The sequence below is a fragment of the Vibrio sp. 970 genome (assembly GCF_033339075.1).
Genome location: NZ_JAWOTW010000006.1, coordinates 55,282 through 78,213, shown reverse-complemented (window position 1 = coordinate 78,213; position 22,932 = coordinate 55,282). Strand labels below are relative to the sequence as shown.

23 protein-coding genes are annotated in these 22,932 nt (G+C 44.7%); 8 read left to right on the top strand and 15 right to left on the bottom strand.

Annotation, left to right across the window (positions count from 1 at the left end):
- Positions 1–55: 55 nt before the first annotated feature.
- The 3 genes from R7Q11_RS10975 to R7Q11_RS10965 all read right to left on the bottom strand — a co-directional run bounded on the left by R7Q11_RS10975 (position 56) and on the right by R7Q11_RS10965 (position 2,261).
- On the bottom strand, positions 56–1,642 hold the full coding sequence (locus R7Q11_RS10975) for an AbgT family transporter (protein WP_005380301.1): 1,587 nt from the start codon (positions 1,640–1,642) through the stop codon (positions 56–58).
- A 229-nt stretch (positions 1,643–1,871) separates the two neighbouring features.
- Positions 1,872–1,997, bottom strand: coding sequence for a type B 50S ribosomal protein L36 (ykgO, locus tag R7Q11_RS10970; protein WP_005380299.1), 126 nt, complete (start codon positions 1,995–1,997; stop codon positions 1,872–1,874).
- 3 nt (positions 1,998–2,000) lie between these two features.
- A complete protein-coding gene (locus R7Q11_RS10965) occupies positions 2,001–2,261 on the bottom strand; it encodes a type B 50S ribosomal protein L31 (protein ID WP_005380295.1) in 261 nt (86 codons plus the stop codon).
- A gap of 123 nt (positions 2,262–2,384) precedes the next feature.
- Between R7Q11_RS10965 and tsaA the strand changes: the two genes are divergently transcribed.
- The 5 genes from tsaA (at position 2,385) to R7Q11_RS10940 (ending at position 6,264) form a co-directional block, all read left to right on the top strand.
- Positions 2,385–3,080 (top strand): tRNA (N6-threonylcarbamoyladenosine(37)-N6)-methyltransferase TrmO, encoded by a 696-nt coding sequence (tsaA, locus tag R7Q11_RS10960; RefSeq protein ID WP_005380294.1) that lies wholly within the window; start codon positions 2,385–2,387, stop codon positions 3,078–3,080.
- Positions 3,081–3,191: 111 nt separating this feature from the next.
- Entirely contained in the window at positions 3,192–4,907 is a 1,716-nt protein-coding gene (locus tag R7Q11_RS10955; protein WP_017820763.1) for a proline--tRNA ligase, read from the top strand.
- A 179-nt stretch (positions 4,908–5,086) separates the two neighbouring features.
- On the top strand, positions 5,087–5,755 hold the full coding sequence (locus R7Q11_RS10950; protein ID WP_017820764.1) for a tellurite resistance TerB family protein: 669 nt from the start codon (positions 5,087–5,089) through the stop codon (positions 5,753–5,755).
- Between the two features lie 111 nt (positions 5,756–5,866).
- Positions 5,867–6,073, top strand: coding sequence for a YaeP family protein (locus R7Q11_RS10945; RefSeq protein WP_005391765.1), 207 nt, complete (start codon positions 5,867–5,869; stop codon positions 6,071–6,073).
- On the top strand, positions 6,073–6,264 hold the full coding sequence (locus R7Q11_RS10940; protein ID WP_005380289.1) for a DUF4250 domain-containing protein: 192 nt from the start codon (positions 6,073–6,075) through the stop codon (positions 6,262–6,264). Before R7Q11_RS10945 ends, R7Q11_RS10940 begins: the two co-directional genes overlap by 1 nt.
- Positions 6,265–6,368: 104 nt before the next feature.
- Here R7Q11_RS10940 and R7Q11_RS10935 read toward each other — a convergent pair whose 3' ends face one another.
- Entirely contained in the window at positions 6,369–7,733 is a 1,365-nt protein-coding gene (locus R7Q11_RS10935; protein ID WP_005391763.1) for a sodium-dependent transporter, read from the bottom strand.
- 378 nt (positions 7,734–8,111) lie between these two features.
- Here R7Q11_RS10935 and R7Q11_RS10930 point away from each other — a divergent pair, with 378 nt between their 5' ends.
- Entirely contained in the window at positions 8,112–10,658 is a 2,547-nt protein-coding gene (locus tag R7Q11_RS10930; protein WP_225466435.1) for an Ig-like domain-containing protein, read from the top strand.
- 136 nt (positions 10,659–10,794) lie between these two features.
- Here the strand turns inward: R7Q11_RS10930 and R7Q11_RS10925 are convergent, their stop codons facing one another.
- The gene (locus R7Q11_RS10925; protein ID WP_005385316.1) at positions 10,795–11,538 is read right to left on the bottom strand and encodes a YggN family protein; all 744 of its coding nucleotides are present in this window, start codon (positions 11,536–11,538) and stop codon (positions 10,795–10,797) included.
- 61 nt (positions 11,539–11,599) lie between these two features.
- Positions 11,600–12,079 carry a GreA/GreB family elongation factor gene (locus tag R7Q11_RS10920; RefSeq protein ID WP_005380280.1) on the bottom strand — a complete coding sequence of 160 codons (480 nt, stop codon included), beginning with the start codon at positions 12,077–12,079 and terminating at the stop codon, positions 11,600–11,602.
- Positions 12,080–12,155: 76 nt separating this feature from the next.
- Here R7Q11_RS10920 and R7Q11_RS10915 point away from each other — a divergent pair, with 76 nt between their 5' ends.
- The gene (locus tag R7Q11_RS10915) at positions 12,156–14,081 is read left to right on the top strand and encodes an ATP-dependent DNA helicase RecQ (RefSeq protein WP_169628586.1); all 1,926 of its coding nucleotides are present in this window, start codon (positions 12,156–12,158) and stop codon (positions 14,079–14,081) included.
- Here R7Q11_RS10915 and dinB read toward each other — a convergent pair.
- Both dinB and R7Q11_RS10905 read right to left on the bottom strand, forming a co-directional pair.
- Complete coding sequence (dinB, locus tag R7Q11_RS10910; protein WP_025768236.1) at positions 14,078–15,142, bottom strand: DNA polymerase IV; 1,065 nt, start codon at positions 15,140–15,142, stop codon at positions 14,078–14,080. The genes R7Q11_RS10915 and dinB overlap by 4 nt on opposite strands.
- A 76-nt stretch (positions 15,143–15,218) precedes the next feature.
- Complete coding sequence (locus tag R7Q11_RS10905; RefSeq protein ID WP_005380277.1) at positions 15,219–15,452, bottom strand: DUF2789 domain-containing protein; 234 nt, start codon at positions 15,450–15,452, stop codon at positions 15,219–15,221.
- Positions 15,453–15,639: 187 nt separating this feature from the next.
- Here R7Q11_RS10905 and R7Q11_RS10900 point away from each other — a divergent pair, with 187 nt between their 5' ends.
- The gene (locus R7Q11_RS10900; RefSeq protein ID WP_042521393.1) at positions 15,640–16,857 is read left to right on the top strand and encodes a diguanylate cyclase; all 1,218 of its coding nucleotides are present in this window, start codon (positions 15,640–15,642) and stop codon (positions 16,855–16,857) included.
- Positions 16,858–17,015: 158 nt separating this feature from the next.
- Here the strand turns inward: R7Q11_RS10900 and nqrM are convergent, their stop codons facing one another.
- The 7 genes from nqrM to R7Q11_RS10865 form a co-directional block, all read right to left on the bottom strand.
- Positions 17,016–17,249, bottom strand: coding sequence for a (Na+)-NQR maturation NqrM (gene nqrM, locus R7Q11_RS10895; protein WP_005380273.1), 234 nt, complete (start codon positions 17,247–17,249; stop codon positions 17,016–17,018).
- 22 nt (positions 17,250–17,271) lie between these two features.
- Positions 17,272–18,276, bottom strand: a complete 1,005-nt coding sequence (locus tag R7Q11_RS10890; protein ID WP_042521391.1) for an FAD:protein FMN transferase — start codon at positions 18,274–18,276, stop codon at positions 17,272–17,274.
- Positions 18,277–18,431: 155 nt separating this feature from the next.
- A complete protein-coding gene (gene nqrF, locus R7Q11_RS10885) occupies positions 18,432–19,655 on the bottom strand; it encodes an NADH:ubiquinone reductase (Na(+)-transporting) subunit F (protein ID WP_005380271.1) in 1,224 nt (407 codons plus the stop codon).
- A 33-nt stretch (positions 19,656–19,688) separates the two neighbouring features.
- On the bottom strand, positions 19,689–20,285 hold the full coding sequence (nqrE, locus tag R7Q11_RS10880) for an NADH:ubiquinone reductase (Na(+)-transporting) subunit E (protein WP_005380270.1): 597 nt from the start codon (positions 20,283–20,285) through the stop codon (positions 19,689–19,691).
- 7 nt (positions 20,286–20,292) lie between these two features.
- On the bottom strand, positions 20,293–20,925 hold the full coding sequence (locus R7Q11_RS10875; protein WP_005380269.1) for an NADH:ubiquinone reductase (Na(+)-transporting) subunit D: 633 nt from the start codon (positions 20,923–20,925) through the stop codon (positions 20,293–20,295).
- Complete coding sequence (locus tag R7Q11_RS10870) at positions 20,925–21,695, bottom strand: Na(+)-translocating NADH-quinone reductase subunit C (protein ID WP_005380267.1); 771 nt, start codon at positions 21,693–21,695, stop codon at positions 20,925–20,927. The genes R7Q11_RS10875 and R7Q11_RS10870 overlap by 1 nt, the downstream gene beginning before the upstream one ends.
- On the bottom strand, positions 21,685–22,929 hold the full coding sequence (locus R7Q11_RS10865) for an NADH:ubiquinone reductase (Na(+)-transporting) subunit B (protein WP_005380265.1): 1,245 nt from the start codon (positions 22,927–22,929) through the stop codon (positions 21,685–21,687). Before R7Q11_RS10865 ends, R7Q11_RS10870 begins: the two co-directional genes overlap by 11 nt.
- Positions 22,930–22,932 lie beyond the last annotated feature (3 nt).

The window sequence follows — 22,932 nt, the reverse complement described above, 5'->3', positions numbered from 1 at the left end:
AAGCCTGCGACGTTCGCAGGCTTTTTATAATGGAGCTGTGTGAGGTAACCGTTTTCTACGGTGTGTAGTATGTTGCTGCGCCAGGGCCTACTGGTAAACCAAATACGAATACCCATAGGTAGAACAGCACACTCCAACCTACAATGAAGCAGATTGAGTAAGGTAGCATGGTCGCGATCAGCGTACCGATACCTAAGTTCTTCATGTAACGAGTCGCTACGGCAAGAATCAAACCAAAGTAGCTCATCATTGGAGTAATGATGTTTGTCGTCGAGTCACCAATTCGGTAAGCAGCCTGAATCGTTTCCGGTGCATAACCAACAAGCATCAACATAGGAACAAAAATCGGAGCCGTTACTGCCCACTGTGCCGATGCCGAACCAATCATTAGGTTGATAAATCCACACATCAGGATGAAGGCAAAGAACAACATTGGGCCAGTTAAGCCAATTTCTTGCAGGAAGCTAGCGCCAGCAACCGCGAATACCTGACCGAAGTTAGTCCATTTAAAGAAAGCAACGAACTGAGCCGCAAAGAAAACTAATACAATGTACATGCCCATAGAAGACATAGATTTCGCCATTGCATCAATTACATCGCGATCCGTCTTCATCGTGCCAACAACTTTACCAAACACAAAGCCTGGAATAGCAAAGAACACAAAGATGAATGCCACGATACTTTTCAGGAATGGTGAACCTGCAATTGTACCTGCATCAGAACGTAGAATGCCGTCTTCTGGAACAACCGTCCAAGCAAGCAGCGCTGAAACAACCAGTACAGCAACACCTGCTAGTTTTAGGCCTTTCTTCTCAATGTCTGTTAAGCCACCCATTTTGTCGTTCGACAAATCTTCTGAGGCTTCTTCTTCACTGTATTTGCCAAGCTTTGGCTCAACAATTTTTTCAGTAACAAACGCACCTGTGATTGCAATGAAGAATGTCGACACAAACATGAAGTACCAGTTAACTTCTGGACCAACAGTGTAAGTTGGGTCAATCATTTGCGCCGCCGTTTCAGTAATGCCTGACAACAGCGGGTCAACCGTACCAATAAGTAGGTTTGCTGAGTAACCACCAGATACACCAGCGAACGCCGCAGCAAGACCGGCAAGTGGATGACGACCTAAAGAATGGAACAGCATTGCAGCCAGTGGAATAAGTACCACATAGCCAAGCTCTGATGCCGTATTTGAAATGATACCCGCGAAAACGACCGTCACTGTTACCATGCGTTGAGATGCACCCATGACTAAGCCACGCATTGCTGCAGATAGCAAGCCTGAGTATTCAGCAATAGCAACACCCAACATCGCAACCAATACCGTACCCAAAGGTGCAAAGCCGACAAAGTTTTTCACTAGATTGGTAACGATTAGTTCAAGGCCATCAGCGTTAAGCAAGCTAACGACATGAATCATGCCATCCGCGGCACGACCTTTTGCACCCTCAGGACGAGGATCAACTACGGAAACTTCGAAGTATCCTGCAATACCCGACATCACCAGAATGGCTAAACAGAAAATGGCAAATAGTGTGATCGGGTGGGGTAATAAGTTCCCCAAATATTCGACAGTATCCAAAAAGCGCGTAAACAGCGGCTTCTTAGGCGAGTTTTGTTTAATTGAATCAGATGAACTCATCTGTTCCCTCCTTGTTTTTATTCCTATGCAAATGTGACAAAAATGTCAAAAAGCGTGCGAAGGGTACTTGAGTAGAAGGTCAAATAAAAGCCCTAAATGTTACAAACTGTGACGAATAGAGGCATTTATAACCAACATTGAATAAAAATGTAGATATTTCATCCATGTAAGATAATTAACTCAACATTATCAATTAAACAAAACCATAAGTTAGATATATGCAGGCTGATTACTTTTGCACAGCTTTGAATCTCGGGTTCGTTTTACAAATGACATAAAGACGCCCTCTCCGTTTTACAATCTGACAATCCGGATGACGACTTTTTGCACTTTTTAATGATTTTACTACCTTCATGATTTATTCCTTTTCGCTCTTAAATTGACCAAAACGACGGTTGAAGTTCGCAATGCGACCTTCGGTTTGTACAACGCGCTGTTTACCGGTGTAGTACGGGTGAGAAGCTGACGACACATCTAACGTAAAGTAAGGGTAAGTTTTGCCATCTTTCCATTCGATGGTTCTCTCCGTTTTCAACGTAGAACCAACGACAAAGTACTTATCTACACTGGTGTCGTGGAACACCACAGGACGATATTCAGGGTGGATTCCTGGTTTCATAATACTTTTCCTTTTAATTAAATTGTTATGTTATAACATTTTAATTAATAATCATTATCAACAAGAAAAGCAAGAGAAATTTGTGATACTTTTCATCTCAATGAATTCTTAAAGATGTCCACCATGTATTCCATCGAACCCATCGGCGTCATTGAGACACCGTACAAAGAAAAGTTTGCAGTTCCGCGCCAACCACGCTTAGTACCAGAGGCTAAAGCACGCGTAAAACTGTTAGGTGCAGCAAATAGCCCTGAAGCAGTGCGTGGGCTAGAACAGTTCTCTCACGTTTGGTTGTTGTTTCTATTTGATCAGAATCTGGAAGCTGGTTGGAAACCAACTGTACGTCCGCCACGATTAGGCGGCAATGAACGAATTGGTGTCTTTGCCTCGCGCTCGACTTTCCGTCCAAACGGAATCGGAATGTCAGCCGTTGAAGTGAAAGGAGTCACTAAGCAAGGCGATCAAATCTATCTTGATTTAGGCAGTGTAGATCTCGTGGATGGGACACCGATTGTGGATATTAAGCCTTATATTCCCTATTCGGATTCTATTTCGGAAGCACAAGGCGGATACGCAGACCAAGAGCCAGAAAAGTCACAAGTCACCTTTTCTGCTCAAGCATTAGCAACGATAGAAAATCGATCCGATACTGACTATGTAAGATCAGTCATTGAACAAGTTCTGGCACAAGATCCTCGCCCTGCATATAAGAAAAACAAGCCGGACGACAAAGAATATGCGGTAAATTTGTTCGACTTGAACGTAAAGTTCACAGCAACAAGCAACTTAATAACGGTTACCGCTATTGAAAGCTTTTGACAAACGCAATTGGCTGATATTATAGACGGCTAACAAATTTCCCTTTCGGGAACTCCCATACTCCTGCTTATTCAAGCTTGAGTATCTAACTTAAATAAACGGATAAATTTAATGCGTACCAGTAATTATCTTCTTTCTACTCTGAAGGAGACTCCAAACGACGCAGAAGTAGTGAGCCACCAGCTCATGCTACGTGCAGGTATGATCCGTAAGCTGGCTTCAGGTTTATACACCTGGCTACCTACTGGTCTACGTGTACTGCGTAAAGTCGAAAACATCGTTCGTCAAGAAATCGACAATGCAGGCGCAGTCGAAACTTTGATGCCCGTTGTTCAGCCGTTTGAACTATGGGAAGAGACAGGCCGCAGCGAAAAGATGGGCCCTGAGCTACTTCGCTTTACTGACCGTCATGTTCGTCCGTTTGTACTTAGCCCAACCGCTGAAGAAGTGATCACTAGCCTTGTTCGCAATGAAGTGAGCTCTTACAAACAGCTTCCGCTAAACCTGTACCAAATCCAAACTAAATTTCGTGACGAACGACGCCCACGTTTTGGCGTAATGCGTTCACGTGAATTCTCAATGATGGATGCGTACAGCTTTGACATTGATAAAGACGGACTACAAAAGTCATACGACGCAATGCACGATGCTTACTGTAAAGCATTCGATCGCATGGGTCTGGATTACCGTCCTGTACTTGCAGATAGCGGTGCTATCGGTGGTAGCGGCTCTCAAGAGTTCCACGTACTGGCTGAAAGCGGCGAAGATATCATCGCATTTTCTAGCGAGTCAGATTACGCGGCAAACATTGAAAAAGCAGAAGCACTAGCTCCAGCCTCTGAGGCTGCGGCACCAACACAAGAAATGACGTTGGTTGATACGCCAAACGCGAAAACAATCGCTGAATTGGTTGAGCAGTTCGAACTACCAATTGAAAAAACAGTGAAAACACTGTTTGTGAAAGCATCTGACGAAGTTGATACGCCAATCATCGCGCTTATTATTCGTGGTGATCATGAACTGAACGAAGTGAAAGCAGAAAACCTTCCTCAGGTTGCAGCTCCATTGGAAATGGCATCTGAAGAAGAAATTCGTGAGCTTATCGGTGCAGGCCCTGGTTCACTAGGCCCTGTTGGCCTTAAACTGCCGTTCATTGTTGACCGCAGCGTTGCGGTAATGAGCGACTTCGGTGCGGGCGCGAACATCGATGGCAAACACTACTTCGGTATTAACTGGGGTCGTGATGTAGAGCTTGGTCAAGTTGAAGACCTACGTAACGTTGTGGAAGGTGACCCAAGCCCATGTGGCAAGGGCATTATCCAGCTTAAGCGTGGTATCGAAGTTGGCCATATCTTCCAACTAGGTAACGCTTACTCCGCAGCGATGAACTGTGGTGTACTGGGCCCTGATGGTAAGAACGTCATCCTAGAAATGGGTTGTTACGGTATCGGTATCACTCGCGTAGTAGCGGCTGCTATTGAACAAAACCACGACAAATACGGCATCATCTGGCCAGATGCAATCGCACCATTCCAGGTAGCGATCGTTCCAATGAACATGCACAAGTCAGAAGAAGTGAAAGAAGCCGCTGAGAAATTGTACGCTGAGCTAACGGCAATGGGCATCGAAGTGCTATTTGACGACCGTAAAGAACGCCCAGGCGTAATGTTCTCTGACATGGAGCTTATTGGTGTACCGCATACAATTATTATCGGTGACCGCTCAATGAAAGAAGGCAACTTCGAATACAAGAACCGTGCTACTGGTGAGAAAACAGCAGTCGCAATGACTGACATTGTTGAGCACGTAAAAGCTCAACTAAAGTAAGCACTCGACGAGTTCGCATTTGAAGTAGTTTCAAATAGTTAAAAAGGGTTGGCTTCGGTCAGCCCTTTTTTATTACAGCTCAACATCCTCCCTCCACCTTTTTCGAACTATTCACTTTGTTAATCTTTGGTTCAGCTTCTTGCTATTAAACTGATTTCATCATCTAAAGGAGGTCAGTTATGGATTTAAAAAGTCTTCTAAACCAAGCACTCAAATCAGACTTACTTAAGCAAGGTGCAGATGCATTGGGCAAACAAACCAACAACATCAAATCCTCATCAAATTCAAGTAGCCTAAAAACGCTAGGAGCAGGTGCTGTAGGCGGAGGCCTCATCGGTATGCTGATGGGCTCAAAGAAAAGTAAAAAAATGACTAAAAAAGTAGGGTCAAGCGCATTAAAAGTCGGTGGCGCAGCTGCGCTTGGAGCCTTGGCCTACAAAGTGTATAACGACTGGCAAGCCAAGCAATCCGGTCAAGGTGTTCAAGAAACCTTTGACCCCGATGACAGTAAACACAGTGTCTTAATTTTAAAAGCAATGATTGGAGCTGCAAAAGCTGATGGTCACGTTGATGAAGAGGAAATGGCGCGCATTGAACAAGCTCTCGCGGATATGGGCGCAGATGAGCACGTTCGTCACCTCGTTCAGCAAGAGTTAAACAAACCGCTTGATCCTGCTGAAATTGCTAATCAGGCGACCTCTCCTCAACAAGCGTCAGAAATTTACCTGGCGTCTTTGATCGTCGCTGATGAACAAAACTTTATGGAAAAAGCGTATCTGCAAGAACTAGCAAAACAACTTCAACTTTCACCAGAAGTCACCCAGCAGTTAGAAGCACAAATGCAGTGATTAAATCTCGCTCAAGCAAACCTTCAACTTGAGCCAAAACAACTCTGTACTTTGAGTTTCAAATCCGCTGTGTGTATATTGAGATAAGTTATCATTTAGTGGAAAGAAAACATGCAAGTATACGGCTGTTGTGAACTGGTTCGTGAGCTTTATGCTCAGATTGGTAGTGGCGATCAAGCTTATATTCCCCAAGCAATTTCATGTGCAGTTAAAGCACTGAACGATGTTGCAGCGGATGAGTCCCTGCCTAAAGAAGTGCGTGAAAAAGCGGCATTTGCTGCGGCAAACCTACTGATTTCAGATTTTGAGGATAAGTAATGAATCTAGCGAACTTTGAATCCATGGATCCTGTCATGCTGATGAGCATTGTGAATATGAAGCTACGCGACGACTTCGGTGGTGACTTAGATAAACTGGTGGCTTTCTTCGATATCGAACGCACAGCACTGGAGACAAAACTGGCTTCTGCTGGTTTTGACTTTCTTCCAGAAGCAGGACAATTCCGTTAATCAACACCATTCTTGGCGGATAACCGAAACGAGAATAACCAATATCAAAAAGGGCTTGATGAGTTACCATCAAGCCCTTTTCTTTTATTCGATAGGCGTCTCGGTTAGCCAAATGAAGCCCAGATGACTGTCGCCACAAGAATTGGACATACAAACTTCACATACGCAGGCCATAACTTACCAAACCAACCTTGCGTAAACTCCGGGCAACCTTGCTCAAGTTCTTTGATTTTTGAGTTGCGATTCCATACCCAACCACCAAATAAGCAGAATAAGAGCGCAGCGGTTGGTTGTAGATATTGAGTAGCAACCGTCGCGACCATACCAAACAGAGCGCCAAAGTTATAAACAATCACCACACTGAACAAGGCAATGAGACCACCTAAAACCCAGCTCGTTGCGCTGCGCTTAGTATTGAAGCGCTCACTCACTAAAGCCACTGGACACTCTAACATTGAAATGGAAGACGTTAGCGCCGCAATCGTCAGCAATAAGAAGAACACAATAGAGAATAATTGACCAAGCAAACCTAAACTATCAAACATTAGTGGCAATACCGTAAACACTAACGTATCTGAGCTTAAGAGAGAGCCATCTTCTGCATAGATTTGAACGCCCTTTTGCATTGCTACAAACATCGCTGGCATCACCACTAACCCTGCAATGAAAGCAACGGCAGTATCTACCATGGTCACGTTCATCGCCATCTTTGGTAGGTTTTCTTTCTTACTCAAGTAAGATCCGTAAATCAGCATTGAACAGCCACCGATCGTAAGCGAGAAGAAGCCCTGTCCCATTGCAGCAAGAATCAACTTGCGGTCCCATACCTTTTCAAAATCCGGCACTAGGTAATGTTTCAGACCTTCCATCGCACCGTTTTGCGTCATGATGTAAGCAAATAGCAGAGCAAACAGAACAAACAATGCTGGCATCAAACGTGTGGACCACTTTTCAATACCTTGTTTTACGCCACCTTGTACGATGAGAATCGTCAGTACATAAAAAGTAATGGTTCCGAACAAGTTACGTTCAACACTAAAGCCCTTTAGCCATTGAGTTGCAGCTTCTAACCCCATTAGATCTGTGATTGCACCCAGTAAAAAGCAGATCAACCAACCACCAACAATTGAATAAAACGCTAAGACAGCGCTTGGTACGCTTAAACCAATCCAACCCACAATGCCGCCGAGCTTTTTACCGGCAGGGTTATCTGTGATTGCACGCATACTGTCTACAGGGTTGGCTTGACCATGGCGACCAATCGCCATTTCAACCACCAGCATCGGAAATGCGACGATAAGAATCATCACCAAATAAACTAACAGGAAAGCACCGCCACCATTACTGGCTGCTTGAGTTGGGAAGCCCCAAATATTGCCAAGGCCAACTGCGGCACCTGCGGCAGCTAAGATGAACCCGAGACGAGAGCCAAAATGCTCGCGAGGCTGAGAAGAGGTTTGCTGTGTCATACTACTCACACAAAAATATCATTGAACTAGCTAACTAGTACACTATAGCAACATTCACTATTCAACAAGAGCACCTCGGTTAAATCCTCGCCAGTTGAAACAATTTGTAGTCATTCAGCTTGTAAATTTTAACGTACATCTCATATTCATCGCTCAAAAGCCTCGCGACTGTTGTTCGTTTTACGTGGCTGAATTTTACCAATCCTTCTGCCGTGAAGTGAGCCGAAAAATAATGAGCTCTGGTGTAAGGGACGAACTGTTCCTCGTGATACTGTGTCGAAAAGCAGAATATTGTGCTTCGCTTTTTCCCCCTAATGTCTATTTATCAGCTAGTTATTACTCTGTTCTCATTTATACCCATGATTCAAGGAGAGGAAAATGAAGGTCACCCTACTTCACGGAGCGATGGTTGTAGCACTCAGCGCCAGCTACCAAGCTCAAGCCTATAACTGTCAAAGTCTACCCGACTGGGACAGCACTGCGACTTATACATCGGGCGCTTTAGTAAAAACGCAAGGAGCCGCTTATGAGGCTGCATATTGGACGCAAGGCAATGATCCCGTTACCAACTCAGGATCTTGGGAAGCATGGAAAGCGTTAGGGCAATGCGATGGTGGAAGCAACAACTTATCACCAACGGTGTCGTTCTCCTCTCCAATAAACAACGCACAAATTCCCGAAGGCAGTGCGATCACTTTGTTAGCCAACGCAGCAGACGAAGATGGCCAAATCACACAAGTTGAGTTTGTTGCAGGCAACCAAACGGTTGCTGTGGTAACTCAAGCACCATTCGAAGCTTCTTGGACCGCTATTGAAGGGATCTCGCAATTGACGGCAATTGCGACCGATAATGAGGGAGCCGTTAGCACCACGACGATTTCTATCCAAATTCAACCACAAGTCGAATTACCACCACCAAGCATTTCATTGACCAGCCCAGTAGGCACAGAAGTGCTTAATGTAGGCGATAACCTAACCGTAGCCGCTCAAGCTGACGATATTGATGGTGTGGTCACACAAGTTGAGTTCTTCGTAAACAATCAATCTGTCGCCATTGATACTAGTGCACCTTACGAGTATCAATGGACCGCGAGTCCAGGTACATACTCGTTCAAAGCACAAGCGACTGATGATACAAACCTCGCAACGATGAGCCAAGAAGTAGCGCTGGTTATTAGTAATTCAGAAACCGGAACAGGCGGATGTGCAGATGCAGTACCTTATGTGGCAGGCACAAGTTATCAAGCTGGCGACCTGGTTTCTCACTTCAACCAAAAATATCGTTGTGATGTTGCTGGTTGGTGCTCCTCGGATGCGACATGGGCTTACGAGCCTGGTGAAGGGCTATACTGGCAAGATGCTTGGAGTGGCCTAGGTGCTTGTTCGACACCACCGCAAGTTACCATTACGGCACCAACGGATGGACAAGTCGTGCTCGCTGGCAGCAATAACGAAATCACGGCAAACGCAAGCGATGCTGATGGCACAGTCACGCAAGTTGAGTTTTTTGCGAACAACACCAGCTTAGGGGTCACCACTCAAGCGCCATATTCCGTTACTTGGAACGCCACACTTATTGGCGCTAACCAGCTTAAAGCCGTCGCAACCGATAATGATAACAACACGTCAGAGTCCCTGGTTGGTGTGGAAGTCAGCGATAAAGATTTGGTCGTCTCTCTGACTTCACCAAGCAGCGGTCAGACCACCGGATTAGGCAAAAGCCTCGCATTAAGCGCCGATGCAACGTCTTTAACTTCAGGCATTAAACACGTTGATTTCATGATCAACGGCTCTATTGTTGCAACCGATACCACGGCACCTTACACAGCCAACTGGACACCAACTGCACTTGGTAACTTTACAGTTAGCGCCCAAGCTGTGGATTTGTCAGGAAGCAATGCATTGTCTGACGCCGCAGCAATAACGGTGGTTGAGCAAGTAGATAAACGCCATAAACTCATCGGTTACTGGCACAATTTTGTAAATGGAGCGGGCTGTCCAATTCGTCTAGCAGATATGGCAGATGCTTGGGATGTGATTGATATTGCCTTTGCTGAAAATGATCGCAACAGTGATGGCACCGTGCACTTTAATCTATATTCAGGCGATATTTACAGCGATTGTCCAGCACTCGATCCAACACAATTCAAGCAGGACATGGCAGCGCTTCAAGCTAAAGGTAAGAAGTTTGTTCTCTCTCTTGGCGGCGCAGAAGGCACGATTACGCTGAATACCGACCAAGATGAAGCCAACTTTGTCTCTAGCCTAACAGGTCTTATCGCTGAGTGGGGCTTTGATGGTCTAGATGTGGATTTAGAGAGTGGTTCTAACTTAGTTCATGGCTCGCAAATTCAAGCTCGCCTTGGTCGTGCTTTGCTTCAAATAGAGCAAAACATGGGTGGCGATATGTACCTAACCATGGCGCCTGAGCACCCTTATGTTCAAGGTGGTTATGTGGCTTACAGCGGTATTTGGGGGGCGTACATCCCTGTGATTAACGAGACACGCAGCACGCTCGACTTGCTTCACGTCCAGTTATATAACAACGGCGGTTTGCCAAACCCATACCTGCCAGGCAGTGCACCAGAAGGCTCTGTGGATATGATGGTAGCGCAATCTAAAATGCTTATCGAAGGTTTTGAGTTGGCCGACGGCACTCAATTTGCACCATTGCGCGATGATCAAGTCGCAATCGGTTTACCTTCAGGTCCTAGCTCGGCAAATTCAGGGCAGGCTCCAACACAGAATATTATCAACGCACTAGATTGTTTAACCAAAGGCACTTCATGTGGCACCGTTAAACCAGCGTACCATTACCCGAATTATGCAGGGGTAATGACATGGTCTATCAACTGGGATCAGCATGATGGCTTTAACTTCTCAAAACCTGTCGGCGATAAACTCACCGAGATGAATACGCAATAAGCTATCAAAGAACAAGCGAGTAAAACGCAAATATCGTCTTGTTTCCATTACTTATTCAAGTATGTAAAAACGAAAAGAGAGCACAATCGTGCTCTCTTTCTTTATCTCATTGAGTTTTTTACTTTTTAATGAGTAATTAAATCGTAAATACTCGGTAATCTTTTAGCTCAGGGATTTTCTTCAACAGATCGTCTTCTTGTCCTGCCATGTCATCCAGCGAATCGCACAAGTCTTCTGCTTGTTGTTCTACCTCTTTCGAATGCTCAGCTAAACGCTCTTCTACTTTCGCGCTGAGTTCAGCCATACTCTCCGATAATGCAGTGAGGTTTATTCCCCCCTCTTCCTTCATTTTTTTCGATAAAGCATCCAACGAACTCGCTAAAAACTCTTTATTGAAGATCTCTTGTGCTTTTGCAAAGTCTTCAGTCCACCCTTGTGTCATGGACTCAAAACTTTCCGCTGGTAGAATGAAATCGCCATCTTTGTAGTAACGTGATTCAACATCAGCGAAAAAGTCCTGTACTGCGACTTTGACGTTATCAAACGCGCCAGGTGCGTCTAGGCTTTCCGCGACATCATCGATGATGTCATTTGCAAGCGCTAAACCATCACTCGCCAATTGCTTTGCTTGTGGAATATACGCGTTCATTTTTTCGCGATAGTCTTCAATTGCCGCTTTTTGGTCGGCATTGAGTTCAATTAGCTCACCTTTGATGAAGAGGTTGTTATCCTCATCCACGACAGCTTTATCACCTGTCGTTTGGCGAATTTCCAAGCTTTGCCCATCCATACGGACTTCATTATTGATGTCCACACGACACTGCGCTGCATAACCAGTAGCACTGACCATCAGCAATGAGAGTGTAAAAAGCTTTTTCATGTCATTCTCTTTTATTTAACATTACTCGTGTTAAACATAACACTGAGTGATACATGAGATGTCAGCAAATCGTCACGACTTCGTAACAAGTTGTTTTATCTCCTATTTTCACGTCAACTTCATCACCCTCTTCTTTCCCGAACAACGCTCGACCCAGAGGAGATTTGGCTGTTAAGACAAAGACTTCCAGAGTCTGATATTGAACAGTCAAACCACCAGAGCAAGGGCCTACAAAGAAGTGCTTTTCGATCAAATTCTCATCTGCGAGAACAACGTAAGCACCAACACCAACAGGCGCATTCTTAAAGTTACGAGTCACTAAAGAACGATATTGACGCAACTCCTCTTCACTATCTTGAATTCGCATGGCTTGTCCATGAGCAAGATACGCGGCTTCAAGTGCCAATGTATCGTACTTGTGCTCGGGAACAGTTTCTTCATCTGTGGCGGCATCGATAGCTCGCTGAGCCGATGAATGGGCAACTTGAAGTTTTTCTTCCAGATGTTGGATGATAATTTGGACTAAGTCAGCTTTGTTCATACTTTTAGGACGCGCGTTTAGTATTCGGGGTGTGTTAATGTAGCCAAGTTTACCATCAAAGAAAGGTTTCCCTATTATGCAAAGTGACTCGCTGCATCAAACACTTCAATCTGTATTTGGTTTTGACTCATTACGCCAAGGTCAGCAACCCGTTATTGAAGCCGTTATGAATGGTTACTCTGCTGCGGCAATCTTTCCTACAGGCTCGGGGAAGTCACTCTGTTATCAACTACCTGCAACCATATTACCCAACCTTACGTTGGTGATCTCTCCGTTGTTGGCGTTAATGAAGGATCAACTGAGCTTTTTACAAAGTAAAGGAATCGCGGCCGCTTCTATCGATAGCAGTCAAAGTAGAGAAGAAGCACAACAGGTCATGGCTGGCGTGAAGAATGGACAAATCAAAATCTTGATGATTTCTGTTGAGCGACTAAAAAATGAGCGTTTTCGTGAATTCATTCGCCAAGTACCGATTTCTTTGATGGTCATTGATGAAGCGCACTGTATTTCCGAATGGGGGCATAACTTTCGTCCAGATTATCTCAAACTACCGCAATATCAACGTGAACTGAACATCCCACAGTCTTTACTTCTCACCGCAACGGCAACGCCTGCAGTTATTGAAGACATGCAAAAAAAGTTCGATATTTCCAGTGAACATATTACCGTTACAGGCTTCTACCGCTCTAATCTGGATATCTCGGTGATCCCGTGTGAGGAAACAAAGAAACAAGAACAGCTCAGTGAGATCATCGCCTCTTCACCTAAGCTTCCGACCATCGTATACGTGACGCAGCAGCAAACAGCAGAACGAGTAGCAAAGTCATTAATCCATATTGGCATTAACGCTCACGCATACCACGCTGGCATGAAAAGCGACGTTCGTGAACAAATCCAACAGCGGTTCATGGATGGCCAAATTGACTGTATTGTTGCAACGATTGCATTTGGTATGGGGGTCGATAAATCTGATATTCGACGCGTCATTCACTTCGACTTACCCAAATCAATCGAGAACTACGCACAAGAGATTGGACGTGCAGGCAGGGACGGGCAACGCTCGGAGTGCATTCTGCTAGGCAATACGTCCGGCCTAACGGTGTTGGAGAATTTTGTCTATGGTGACACACCAGAATTTACGTCAATTAACTATGTAGTCGAGCAAGCGAAAGAACATGCTCCACAATGGGAGGTAGTGCCACTGCGTTTGTCGCGTGAAAGTAATATCCGCCAATTGCCACTCAAAACCTTGTTGGTTTATTTGGAGCTACATAACGTCATTGAAGCAAAGTACAGTTACTTTGCGGAATATCGGTTTAAGTTTTTGCACGATCAGCAATTTATTGTGAATCAATTTCAAGGCGAGCGACGTCAATTTGTGGAGGCTATTTTTTCCTGCTCACAAAAAGCCAAAGTGTGGTGCCAAGTTGATCTAGAAGCGCTATGGATGAACTATCAATCGGAACGCAGCCGAGTTGTCGCAGCGCTCGACTATTTTCACCAGAACGGCTGGATAGAACTAGAGAGCAAACAACTGACGGACGTGTACTCAGTTATGCCAACCAAACAGAGCTCGGATGTTTTAATCCAACAACTGTATGAACTGTTCCAATCCAAAGAAAGCAAAGATATCGAAAGAATCCACACCATGCTGCACTTGTTCCAGTCCGAGCACTGTTTGAGCTCACAATTGGCGAACTACTTTGCGGATCACGATGCACCAAAGCAATGTGGTCACTGCTCCGTGTGTCGTGGTCACGTCGCCACATTCACAGCACCAGAACCTGAAGATATTGAACAATCTCAAGTATCGATATGGGCGCGGGAGTTTATTCAGCTTTCCCCATCGGCCATCAGTAATGATGCCGTTGCTCGCTTCTTGTGCGGAATCAGCACTCCTTTGATTAGCCAGCTAAAAGCCTCAAAGCTAGCAGGTTATGGTGCAATGGCAAATGTAAGTTTTGAGCAGGTATTAACGCAGGTAGAAACGGTAAGGGCCTAAAAAAAGCTCAATTGACGCGCTTGGTCTTCGGGCTTGAGCATCACGTTCAAGCCTAAAAGGCGAATTTCCCGTCCATTTTGGCGTTTAAGAATATCTCTTAGCAAGATCTTGAAGTCCTCAAGCTCTAATTGCGGATGGATGTGCTCAATTGTTGTCAGTTGAAAGTCGGCAAATTTGACTTTAATACCTTGTTTAATAATCGACTTATCTGGGCTTGCACGCTCTAAACGTTTCTCGAGTTCAGGATAAAGTTTCTCCTCAATCACTTGCCAACATTCATCATAGGTTGCGATGTTCTGGCTGAATGTCCTTTCCACACCGACGGACTTTCTCTCGCGCTCAACAACGACTTCTCGATTATCAATTCCATGGCTTCGCTGCCATAAGGAGGCACCCTGACGACCAAACTGCCTCAACAACTCTCGATAGTCACTGTTTTTAATGTCCTCACATCGATAAAAACCGGCTTGGTGGAGCTTCTCAAGACTCACCTTCCCCACACCAGGAATGTTCTCTAGCGGAAGACTATCGATAACCTCTTGGACTTTCTCTGGCGGAATCACAAACTGACCGTTGGGCTTGTTCATGTCTGACGCGACCTTGGCAAGAAACTTTATCGGAGCAATGCCCGCCGATGCCGTCAACCCAAGTTCACTCCAGATATCGCGGCGAATTGACTCTGCGATCAACGTAGCGGAGCCACGGCAAGCTGTCGAGTCCGTGACATCGAGGTATGCTTCATCCAATGAGAGAGGTTCAATGATAGGCGTATAACGCTCAAAAATAGCACGAATCTGCTGAGAGACTTGCTTATATACATGCATTCTACCGGGCACAACCAACAAATGAGGACAGAGTTGCAGCGCGCGCGCCGTTGACATTGCACTGCGAACACCATATTTACGCGCATCATAATTACAGGTGCTAATCACTCCACGCTGCTTTTCATGTCCGCCAACAGCGAGTGCAATGCCACGGTAACTGGGGTTATCTCTCATCTCTACGGCAGCATAAAAACAATCCATATCGACATGAATAATTTTTCTAATTCGATCTGACATAGCCATCAAAGCACTGTTCAAAAAAACAGTATAAATCAAATCTACCTGAAGAGAAATGGGCGTGTTTAAGCGAACGTCAATCTCGAAGCATTACGTCCAATTGATCGACTAATTCGGCCCAATCTGCATCTTCTTCGATGGCTTGTTTTAGAAAGTTCGCCTGTGACATCGTCCAAAAGCTAGCTTCATGTAAAGGCGCAGAATCTCTTTTGTGTCGATGTTGATTAATAAAATCTTTCATTTCTTGAGGAGAGCTACCGAGGCCCAGTTGTTGAAATAGCTCAGCCATACCATGTTGATGCATTTCCATACTACTTTCTCCCTACGTTAGCTAAACATAATTATATAACTAAGACAGGAATAATGATGTGATGTTAACGGATGCGTGTCAAACATTTGAGTAGTTGTTCTACTTTTGGTTGACATGTGTTTTTTGATGGCGATAAGTTTAATTTTAGTTATCATTGATTTTAAACAATTAATTTTGGGGACTGCGCTTGAGTAATAAGATTCTGGTTGTTGAAGATAGTCGTGCATTTAAAAACTTTCTTTGCCAAACAATAAGCCAAGCTGGTTATGAGGTCATCGCAGCGGAAAGCTACGCGGAGGCAAAGAACTTGTTATCTTCAGCACAGGACCTCTTCTGTGCGGTTTTAGACTATTGTTTACCGGATGCTCAAGATGGCGAGATTATTGACCTCGTTTTGGAACATGGTCATCGTGTCATTGTTTTAACGGCTCGATTTCAAGAAGACACTCGCGAAAAGATGCTTGCAAAAGGTGTCCTCGACTATATTTTGAAAGACAGCATGGCGTCCGTTTCCTATCTATTACCACTCCTCAAGCGACTAACCAACAATCAACAACACAAATGTTTAGTCGTTGATGATTCACACACCGTAAGAAGACACATTGCCCAACTTTTGGAGCATCAATATATTCAGACGTTGGAAGCTGACAATGGGCAAAAAGCCCTAGAGCTTGTCGAGCAAAATCCAGATATCACTCTCGTTTTAACCGACCATGATATGCCCGTTAAAGATGGCATTACTATGGTGCGTGAATTACGTCGGAAGTGGGATAAAAATCAATTAGCCATTCTCGGCTTGTCGGGTAGTAACTCTAAGACCATGACGGCTAGGTTTCTAAAAGCAGGGGCCAATGACTTTTTATACAAGCCATTTAATCAAGAAGAATTTTTTTGCCGTATTCACCAACTGTTAGATATCAAAGACGCAACATCTGAACTGTTTAAAATGGCAAATCAAGATGCGCTAACGGGCTTATGGAACCGCCGCTTTCTGTTTGAGCAGCCCCATGTAGAAAACGCTCAAAGAAACATCGCGATGCTTGATATCGATTTCTTTAAGCAAGTAAATGATACATACGGACATGAGGGCGGCGATGCAGTGCTAGTCATGATAGCGAATATTCTAAAAATCTATTTTCCAAATGATATTGTCGCTAGGCTTGGTGGCGAGGAGTTTTGTATTCAAGCCAGTGGCGACTATGACGGCTTTCTAACACGCTTAGAACAAATGAGACAGCGCATAGAAAAAACGCCAATAACTTATTTGGACAAAAACATTCTTGTGACCGCGAGTATTGGTGTAAGCAACATCGAGGGGGAGCTGGAACAACAAATAAAAGTGGCGGATGAGCGACTTTACATGGCCAAAGAGAACGGACGTAACCAAATCATTTCTTCGTCCTAATGACTATCGGTGTGGTCTTGCTCTGTAACATGAGAGAAAGAAACAACAAAACATGGTATTAGGCTCTTTCTCGGACATCTGAGTTTTGGTTAGCTACCTAAAAATAAAGCTCAGCAGAACGCTGAGCTTTATCACTTTCTTAGTACGATTAACCAATACTAAGCAATTCTATCTTTTTCCCACGCCGCCAATTTCTCAGCACGCGCAGCCTCGCGCGCTTCACGTTTTTTACGCGCATCGCAGGGTTCTGGACAATTACACACTTTTTCGATGCCAACTGCCCCTAGGCCACCGCAGCTACCTTTCACGACTTTCTTTTGGAAAATGTATCCGACAGCCATTGCAGTGATTACCGCGACAAACACAGCAAAGGTAATTAGAAATGTATTCATAAAAACATGCTCACTTCTGTTGTTATTTCTTCATGAATGGCTTGTATGCTTCCGAAGCCAACTCTTTAAAACCATCTTCCGTTTTCACAATCATGAAAACAGGAATATTATTTTCGTTCGCAATTGCCATGCCTTTGTCTTCACCTAGCACCATAAGACCAGTTGCAAGACCATCAGCAGTCATCGACGATTTATCTAATACCGTTACAGACACCACTTTATGATGAATTGGTTTGCCTGTTCGTGGATTAATAATATGAGAGTATCTCACACCATTACTCTCAAAGTAATTACGATAGTCACCACTTGTTGCAATTGCCATGTCGCCTGGTTCAATAATTTCTTGAATTGAACGTTCATCAACGGTCGGTTTTTCAATTGCGATACGCCAAGGCACACCTTCACGATTGACACCTTTGAGACGCATTTCACCACCGACTTCGACCATAAAGTTCTGTACCCCTTCAGATTGAAGGTAGTCAGCAACCACGTCAACCCCCCAACCTTTCGCAATCGTCGATAGGTCGACGTACAAGTTAGGAAGATCTTTGGACAGTGTATTACCATCAACAGATAGGTGGTGAATACCGGTATTTGCTTTGCGAGAAGCGAGTTCTTCATCGGTTGGAACTACATCTGGACGAGCTTCTGGACCAAACCCCCACAGGTTAACTAGAGGGCCGACCGTCACATCCAATGCACCTAAAGTAAGACCGTTAAGGCGAATTGCTTCTTTCACTACCGTTGCTGTTTGTGTCGAAACTGTAAATGGCTCGCTCGTTTGATGCTGATTAAAACGACTTAACTCTGAGTCGTCACGATAGGTCGACATTTGGTCATTAACCTCTTCCAATAAGCGATCAATTTCTGTCTGCATCGCTTTTGGCGTTGGAATACCATCTTGCTCGATATACTTGATGTTGTAAGAAGTCCCCATGGTAGGGCCACTTAAATGAATTTGATCTGCAGGCTGCTCACAGCCAGCCAAAATCAGTAGAGAAGCGAATGCAACAAGCCACTTTTTCACTTGTTAACTCCCAATGTTGTTGAATTGATATGGGAAATAGGACCAATCCTTTCAATCCGATTACCTATATCAACTGTTGAATATCAGTTTTATGTCTATAAAAAATAATGGCTAGCTCTTGGAGAGCTAGCCATAGATTCAATCACTTGGAGGAATTAACCACCGAAGTCATCTAGTAGGATGTTTTCATCCTCTACACCTAGATCTTTCAGCATGCCGATTACAGCAGCGTTCATCATAGGTGGACCACACATGTAGTATTCACAGTCTTCTGGCGCTTCGTGATCACGTAGGTAGTTCTCGTAAAGAACGTTGTGAATAAAGCCAGTGTAACCATCCCAGTTATCTTCTGGAAGTGGATCAGACAGTGCACAGTGCCATACGAAGTTGTCATTCTCAGCTTGTAGCATATCGAAGTCTTCTACGTAGAACATTTCACGCTTAGAACGTGCGCCGTACCAGAAAGACATCTTACGCTTAGAGTGCAGACGCTTAAGTTGGTCGAAGATGTGTGAGCGCATTGGAGCCATACCAGCACCACCACCAACGAATACCATTTCTGCATCTGTATCTTTCGCAAAGAACTCACCAAATGGACCAGAAATAGTACACTTGTCGCCTTCTTTTAGAGACCAGATGTACGAAGACATGATGCCTGGTGGTACGTCTGGGTTGTTCGGCGGCGGAGTTGCGATACGAACGTTAAGCATGATGATACCGTGCTCTTCTGGGTAGTTAGCCATAGAGTATGCACGAATGGTCTCTTCATTAACTTTAGACTCGTAACGGAAAAGGTTGAACTTCTCCCAGTCTTCACGGTATTCCTCAGGAATATCGTAGTCTGCGTATTTCACGTGGTGAGCAGGAGCTTCAATCTGGATGTAACCACCAGCACGGAAAGGTACTGATTCGCCATCTGGAATTTGTAGCTTAAGCTCTTTGATGAATGTCGCTTTGTTATCGTTAGAGATAACAGTACATTCCCACTTCTTAACGCCGAAGATTTCTTCAGGAAGCTCGATATCCATGTCAGTTTTCATTGCAACCTGACACGCTAGACGCTCACCTTCACGCGCTTCACCTTTAGTAATATGGTCAAGCTCGGTTGGTAGGATGTCGCCACCACCTGATTTAACTTTTACGCGACACTGACCACATGAGCCACCGCCACCACAAGCAGAAGATACGAATACGCCAGCACCTGCTAGAGCACTCAGTAGCTTACCACCTGGTTGTGTAACGATCGCCAGAGAAGGGTCATCGTTCACAGAAATTGTAATGTCACCTGTTGGTACAAGCTTAGACTTAGCGAAAAGAATCACTAGTACTAGTGCAAGTACGATCAGAGTAAACATCACTACACCAAGAATAATGTCCATTGACTATTCCTTAATTGTTGCGGTTTACCCGACTTACAGTTGAACACCAGAGAAAGACATAAAGCCTAACGCCATAAGACCTACAGTGATAAATGTGATACCAAGACCACGTAGACCTGGAGGTACGTCAGAGTACTTCATCTTCTCACGGATACCTGCAAGAGCAACGATTGCTAGCATCCAGCCCACACCAGAGCCGAAACCGTAAACGATCGATTCAGCAAAGTTGTAGTCACGTTGTACCATGAAAGATACACCACCGAAGATTGCACAGTTTACTGTGATCAGCGGTAGGAAGATGCCTAGCGCGTTGTACAAAGGTGGGAAGAAACGGTCTAGGACCATCTCTAGAATCTGTACAAGTGCTGCAATTACACCGATAAAGGTGATGAAGTTTAGGAAGCTAAGGTCCACGCCCTCAACTAACGCGTTCTCTCTCAGAACTAGGTTGTATACCAGGTTGTTCACAGGAACAGCGATAGTCAGAACTACCACAACTGCAACACCTAGGCCGAAAGAGGTCTTAACCTTCTTAGATACGGCAAGGAAAGTACACATACCTAGGAAGAAAGACAGAGCCATGTTTTCGATGAAAATCGATTTAACTAACAGACTAATGTAATGTTCCATGACGTCCTTACTCCTTCGCTTCTACTTGTTCTGGTTTCAGAATACGGATTACCCAGATAAGGAAGCCGATTAGGAAGAATGCTGATGGTGCTAGTAGCATTAGGCCGTTAGGCTGGTACCAACCACCGTTGCTCACTAGAGGTAGAACTTCTAGACCAAATAGTTTGCCTGAGCCAAATAGCTCACGGAAGAAACCTACAGTGATAAGAACGAAGCCGTAACCTAGACCGTTACCAATACCGTCAATAAGAGATGGTACTGGCGCAGACTTCATTGCGAATGCTTCAGCACGACCCATTACGATACAGTTAGTGATAATCAGACCAACGAATACAGATAGCTGTTTAGAGATATCGTATAGGTAAGCTTTTAGCACTTGGTCTACCACGATTACTAACGATGCGATGATTGCCATCTGAACGATGATACGCACACTGTTAGGAATGTGGTTACGGATCAATGAAACAGAGAAGTTAGACAACGCAGTTACAAATGTTACCGCTAGTGTCATTACAAAAGCTGTTTCTAGTTTAGTTGTTACTGCAAGAGCAGAACATACACCAAGAACTTGTAGCGCGATTGGGTTGTTATCCAATACTGGCGCTAGAATGCTCTTTTTAACGTTTTGTGCACTAGACATTAGTTAAGTTCTCCGTCACGAACTTTTGCTAGGAAAGGACCAAAGCCCATATCACCTAACCAGAAGTCAAATGTGTGTTGAACACCATTACTAGTGAGCGTCGCTCCTGATAGGCCATCAACACCGTGCTCAGAACCTTGCGGTGCGCCGCCTTTCACGACCTTAATCGCTGGCTGGTGATCTTCATTGTACAATTTCTTGCCAATGAATTGATCGCGCCATGAAGGGTTCTCTACTTCACCACCAAGTCCAGGAGTTTCACCTTGCTCGTAGTAAGTAATAGCAGACACAGTGTTACCATCAGTTTCAACGGCTACAAAGGCATACATCATCGACCATAGTCCTTTACCGTGCATAGGCAGGATAACTTTTTGGACTTCATCTTGATCTTTTACAAGGTACACCACTGCTGTATTCGCGCGACGACGGATATCAGCTACGTCTTCTTCTGGTGTCAATGCGATTGAACGTTCTGCATCTTTTGATGCTTCACGTTGATCGTACGTAGATGCATTACCCTCAGTAAAGTTACCTGTTTCAAGGTCTACTAGACGAGGTTCGATGTACTCAGCAAATAGCTCTGGTACTTTCTTACCGTTTGCGTCAATGCCTGCAACTTCAACGATCTTTGATTGCTTATCTAGGACAGCGTTAGCTTTTTGCTTATCACGCAGACCTACTGCTGCTGTTGATACGATGATTGAACAAACAAGGCTCAACCCGATAACAACACCCAGCGTCTTTTTAATGCTGTCGTTATTACTTGCCATAGCGTGCTAGTCTCCGCTTGATGTTCTTCTCAATCACTACATGGTCGAACAGAGGTGCGAATAGGTTCGCGAATAGAATCGCCAGCATCATACCTTCTGGATACGCTGGGTTAACTACACGGATCATCACACACATTGCACCAATTAGGATGCCGTACCACCATTTACCTTTGCTAGTAAATGACGCTGATACTGGGTCCGTTGCCATGAAGAACATACCGAATGCAAAACCACCTAGAACTAGGTGCCAATGCCATGGCATATTAAACATTGGATTAGTGTCAGAACCGATCACGTTAAACAGAGTCGATACTGCGATCATACCGATCATTACACCCGCAATGATGCGCCATGAAGCTATTCGCATGTAAACGATCATCGCTGCACCGATCATTAGAGCTAGAGTCGATACTTCACCAATAGAGCCAGGGATGTTACCGATGAACGCGTCCATCCAAGTGATAGGAGCGCCAGTTACTGTGTTAACTAGAGCACCGTTACCACCTTGAGCCCATTGGCTAAGAGCAGTAGCACCAGAGAAGCCGTCAGCTGCAGTCCATACTACGTCACCCGAAATTTGCGCTGGGTAAGCGAAGAATAGAAATGCACGACCTGCAAGTGCAGGGTTAAGGAAGTTACGACCTGTACCACCGAAGATCTCTTTTGCTACAACAACACCAAATGTGATACCTAGCGCCGCTTGCCATAGAGGTAGCGTTGGTGGAACGATAAGTGCGAATAAGATAGAAGTTACAAAGAAACCTTCGTTAACTTCGTGCTTACGCACCATACAGAACAACACTTCCCAGAAACCACCAACAATAAATACTGTTGCGTAGATTGGCAGGAAGTAAGTCGCACCTAGTAGCATCTTACTGCCAACACCCGCTTCCGCACCGATAGTGCCGCCAAGCATTTCTGTTAGCCAGTAGTGCCAGTTACCTGCGATAACTGTCGCTAGTTGGTCACCAGCGTACATGTGGTTAAGTGCTGCAATAGCTTGGCCACCTGCGTTGTACATACCCCAGAACATTGCTGGGAATACCGCAAACCAAACCATGATCATGATACGTTTTAGGTCAACGCTATCACGAACGTGCGAGCTTTTATTTGTTACGATACCTGGTGTGTAAAAAACTGTTGCTACAGCTTCGTACAGGGCAAACCATTTTTCGTGTTTGCCACCAGGCTCAAAATGATGCTCGATGTCTTCAAGAAACTTTTTAAGAGCCATGAA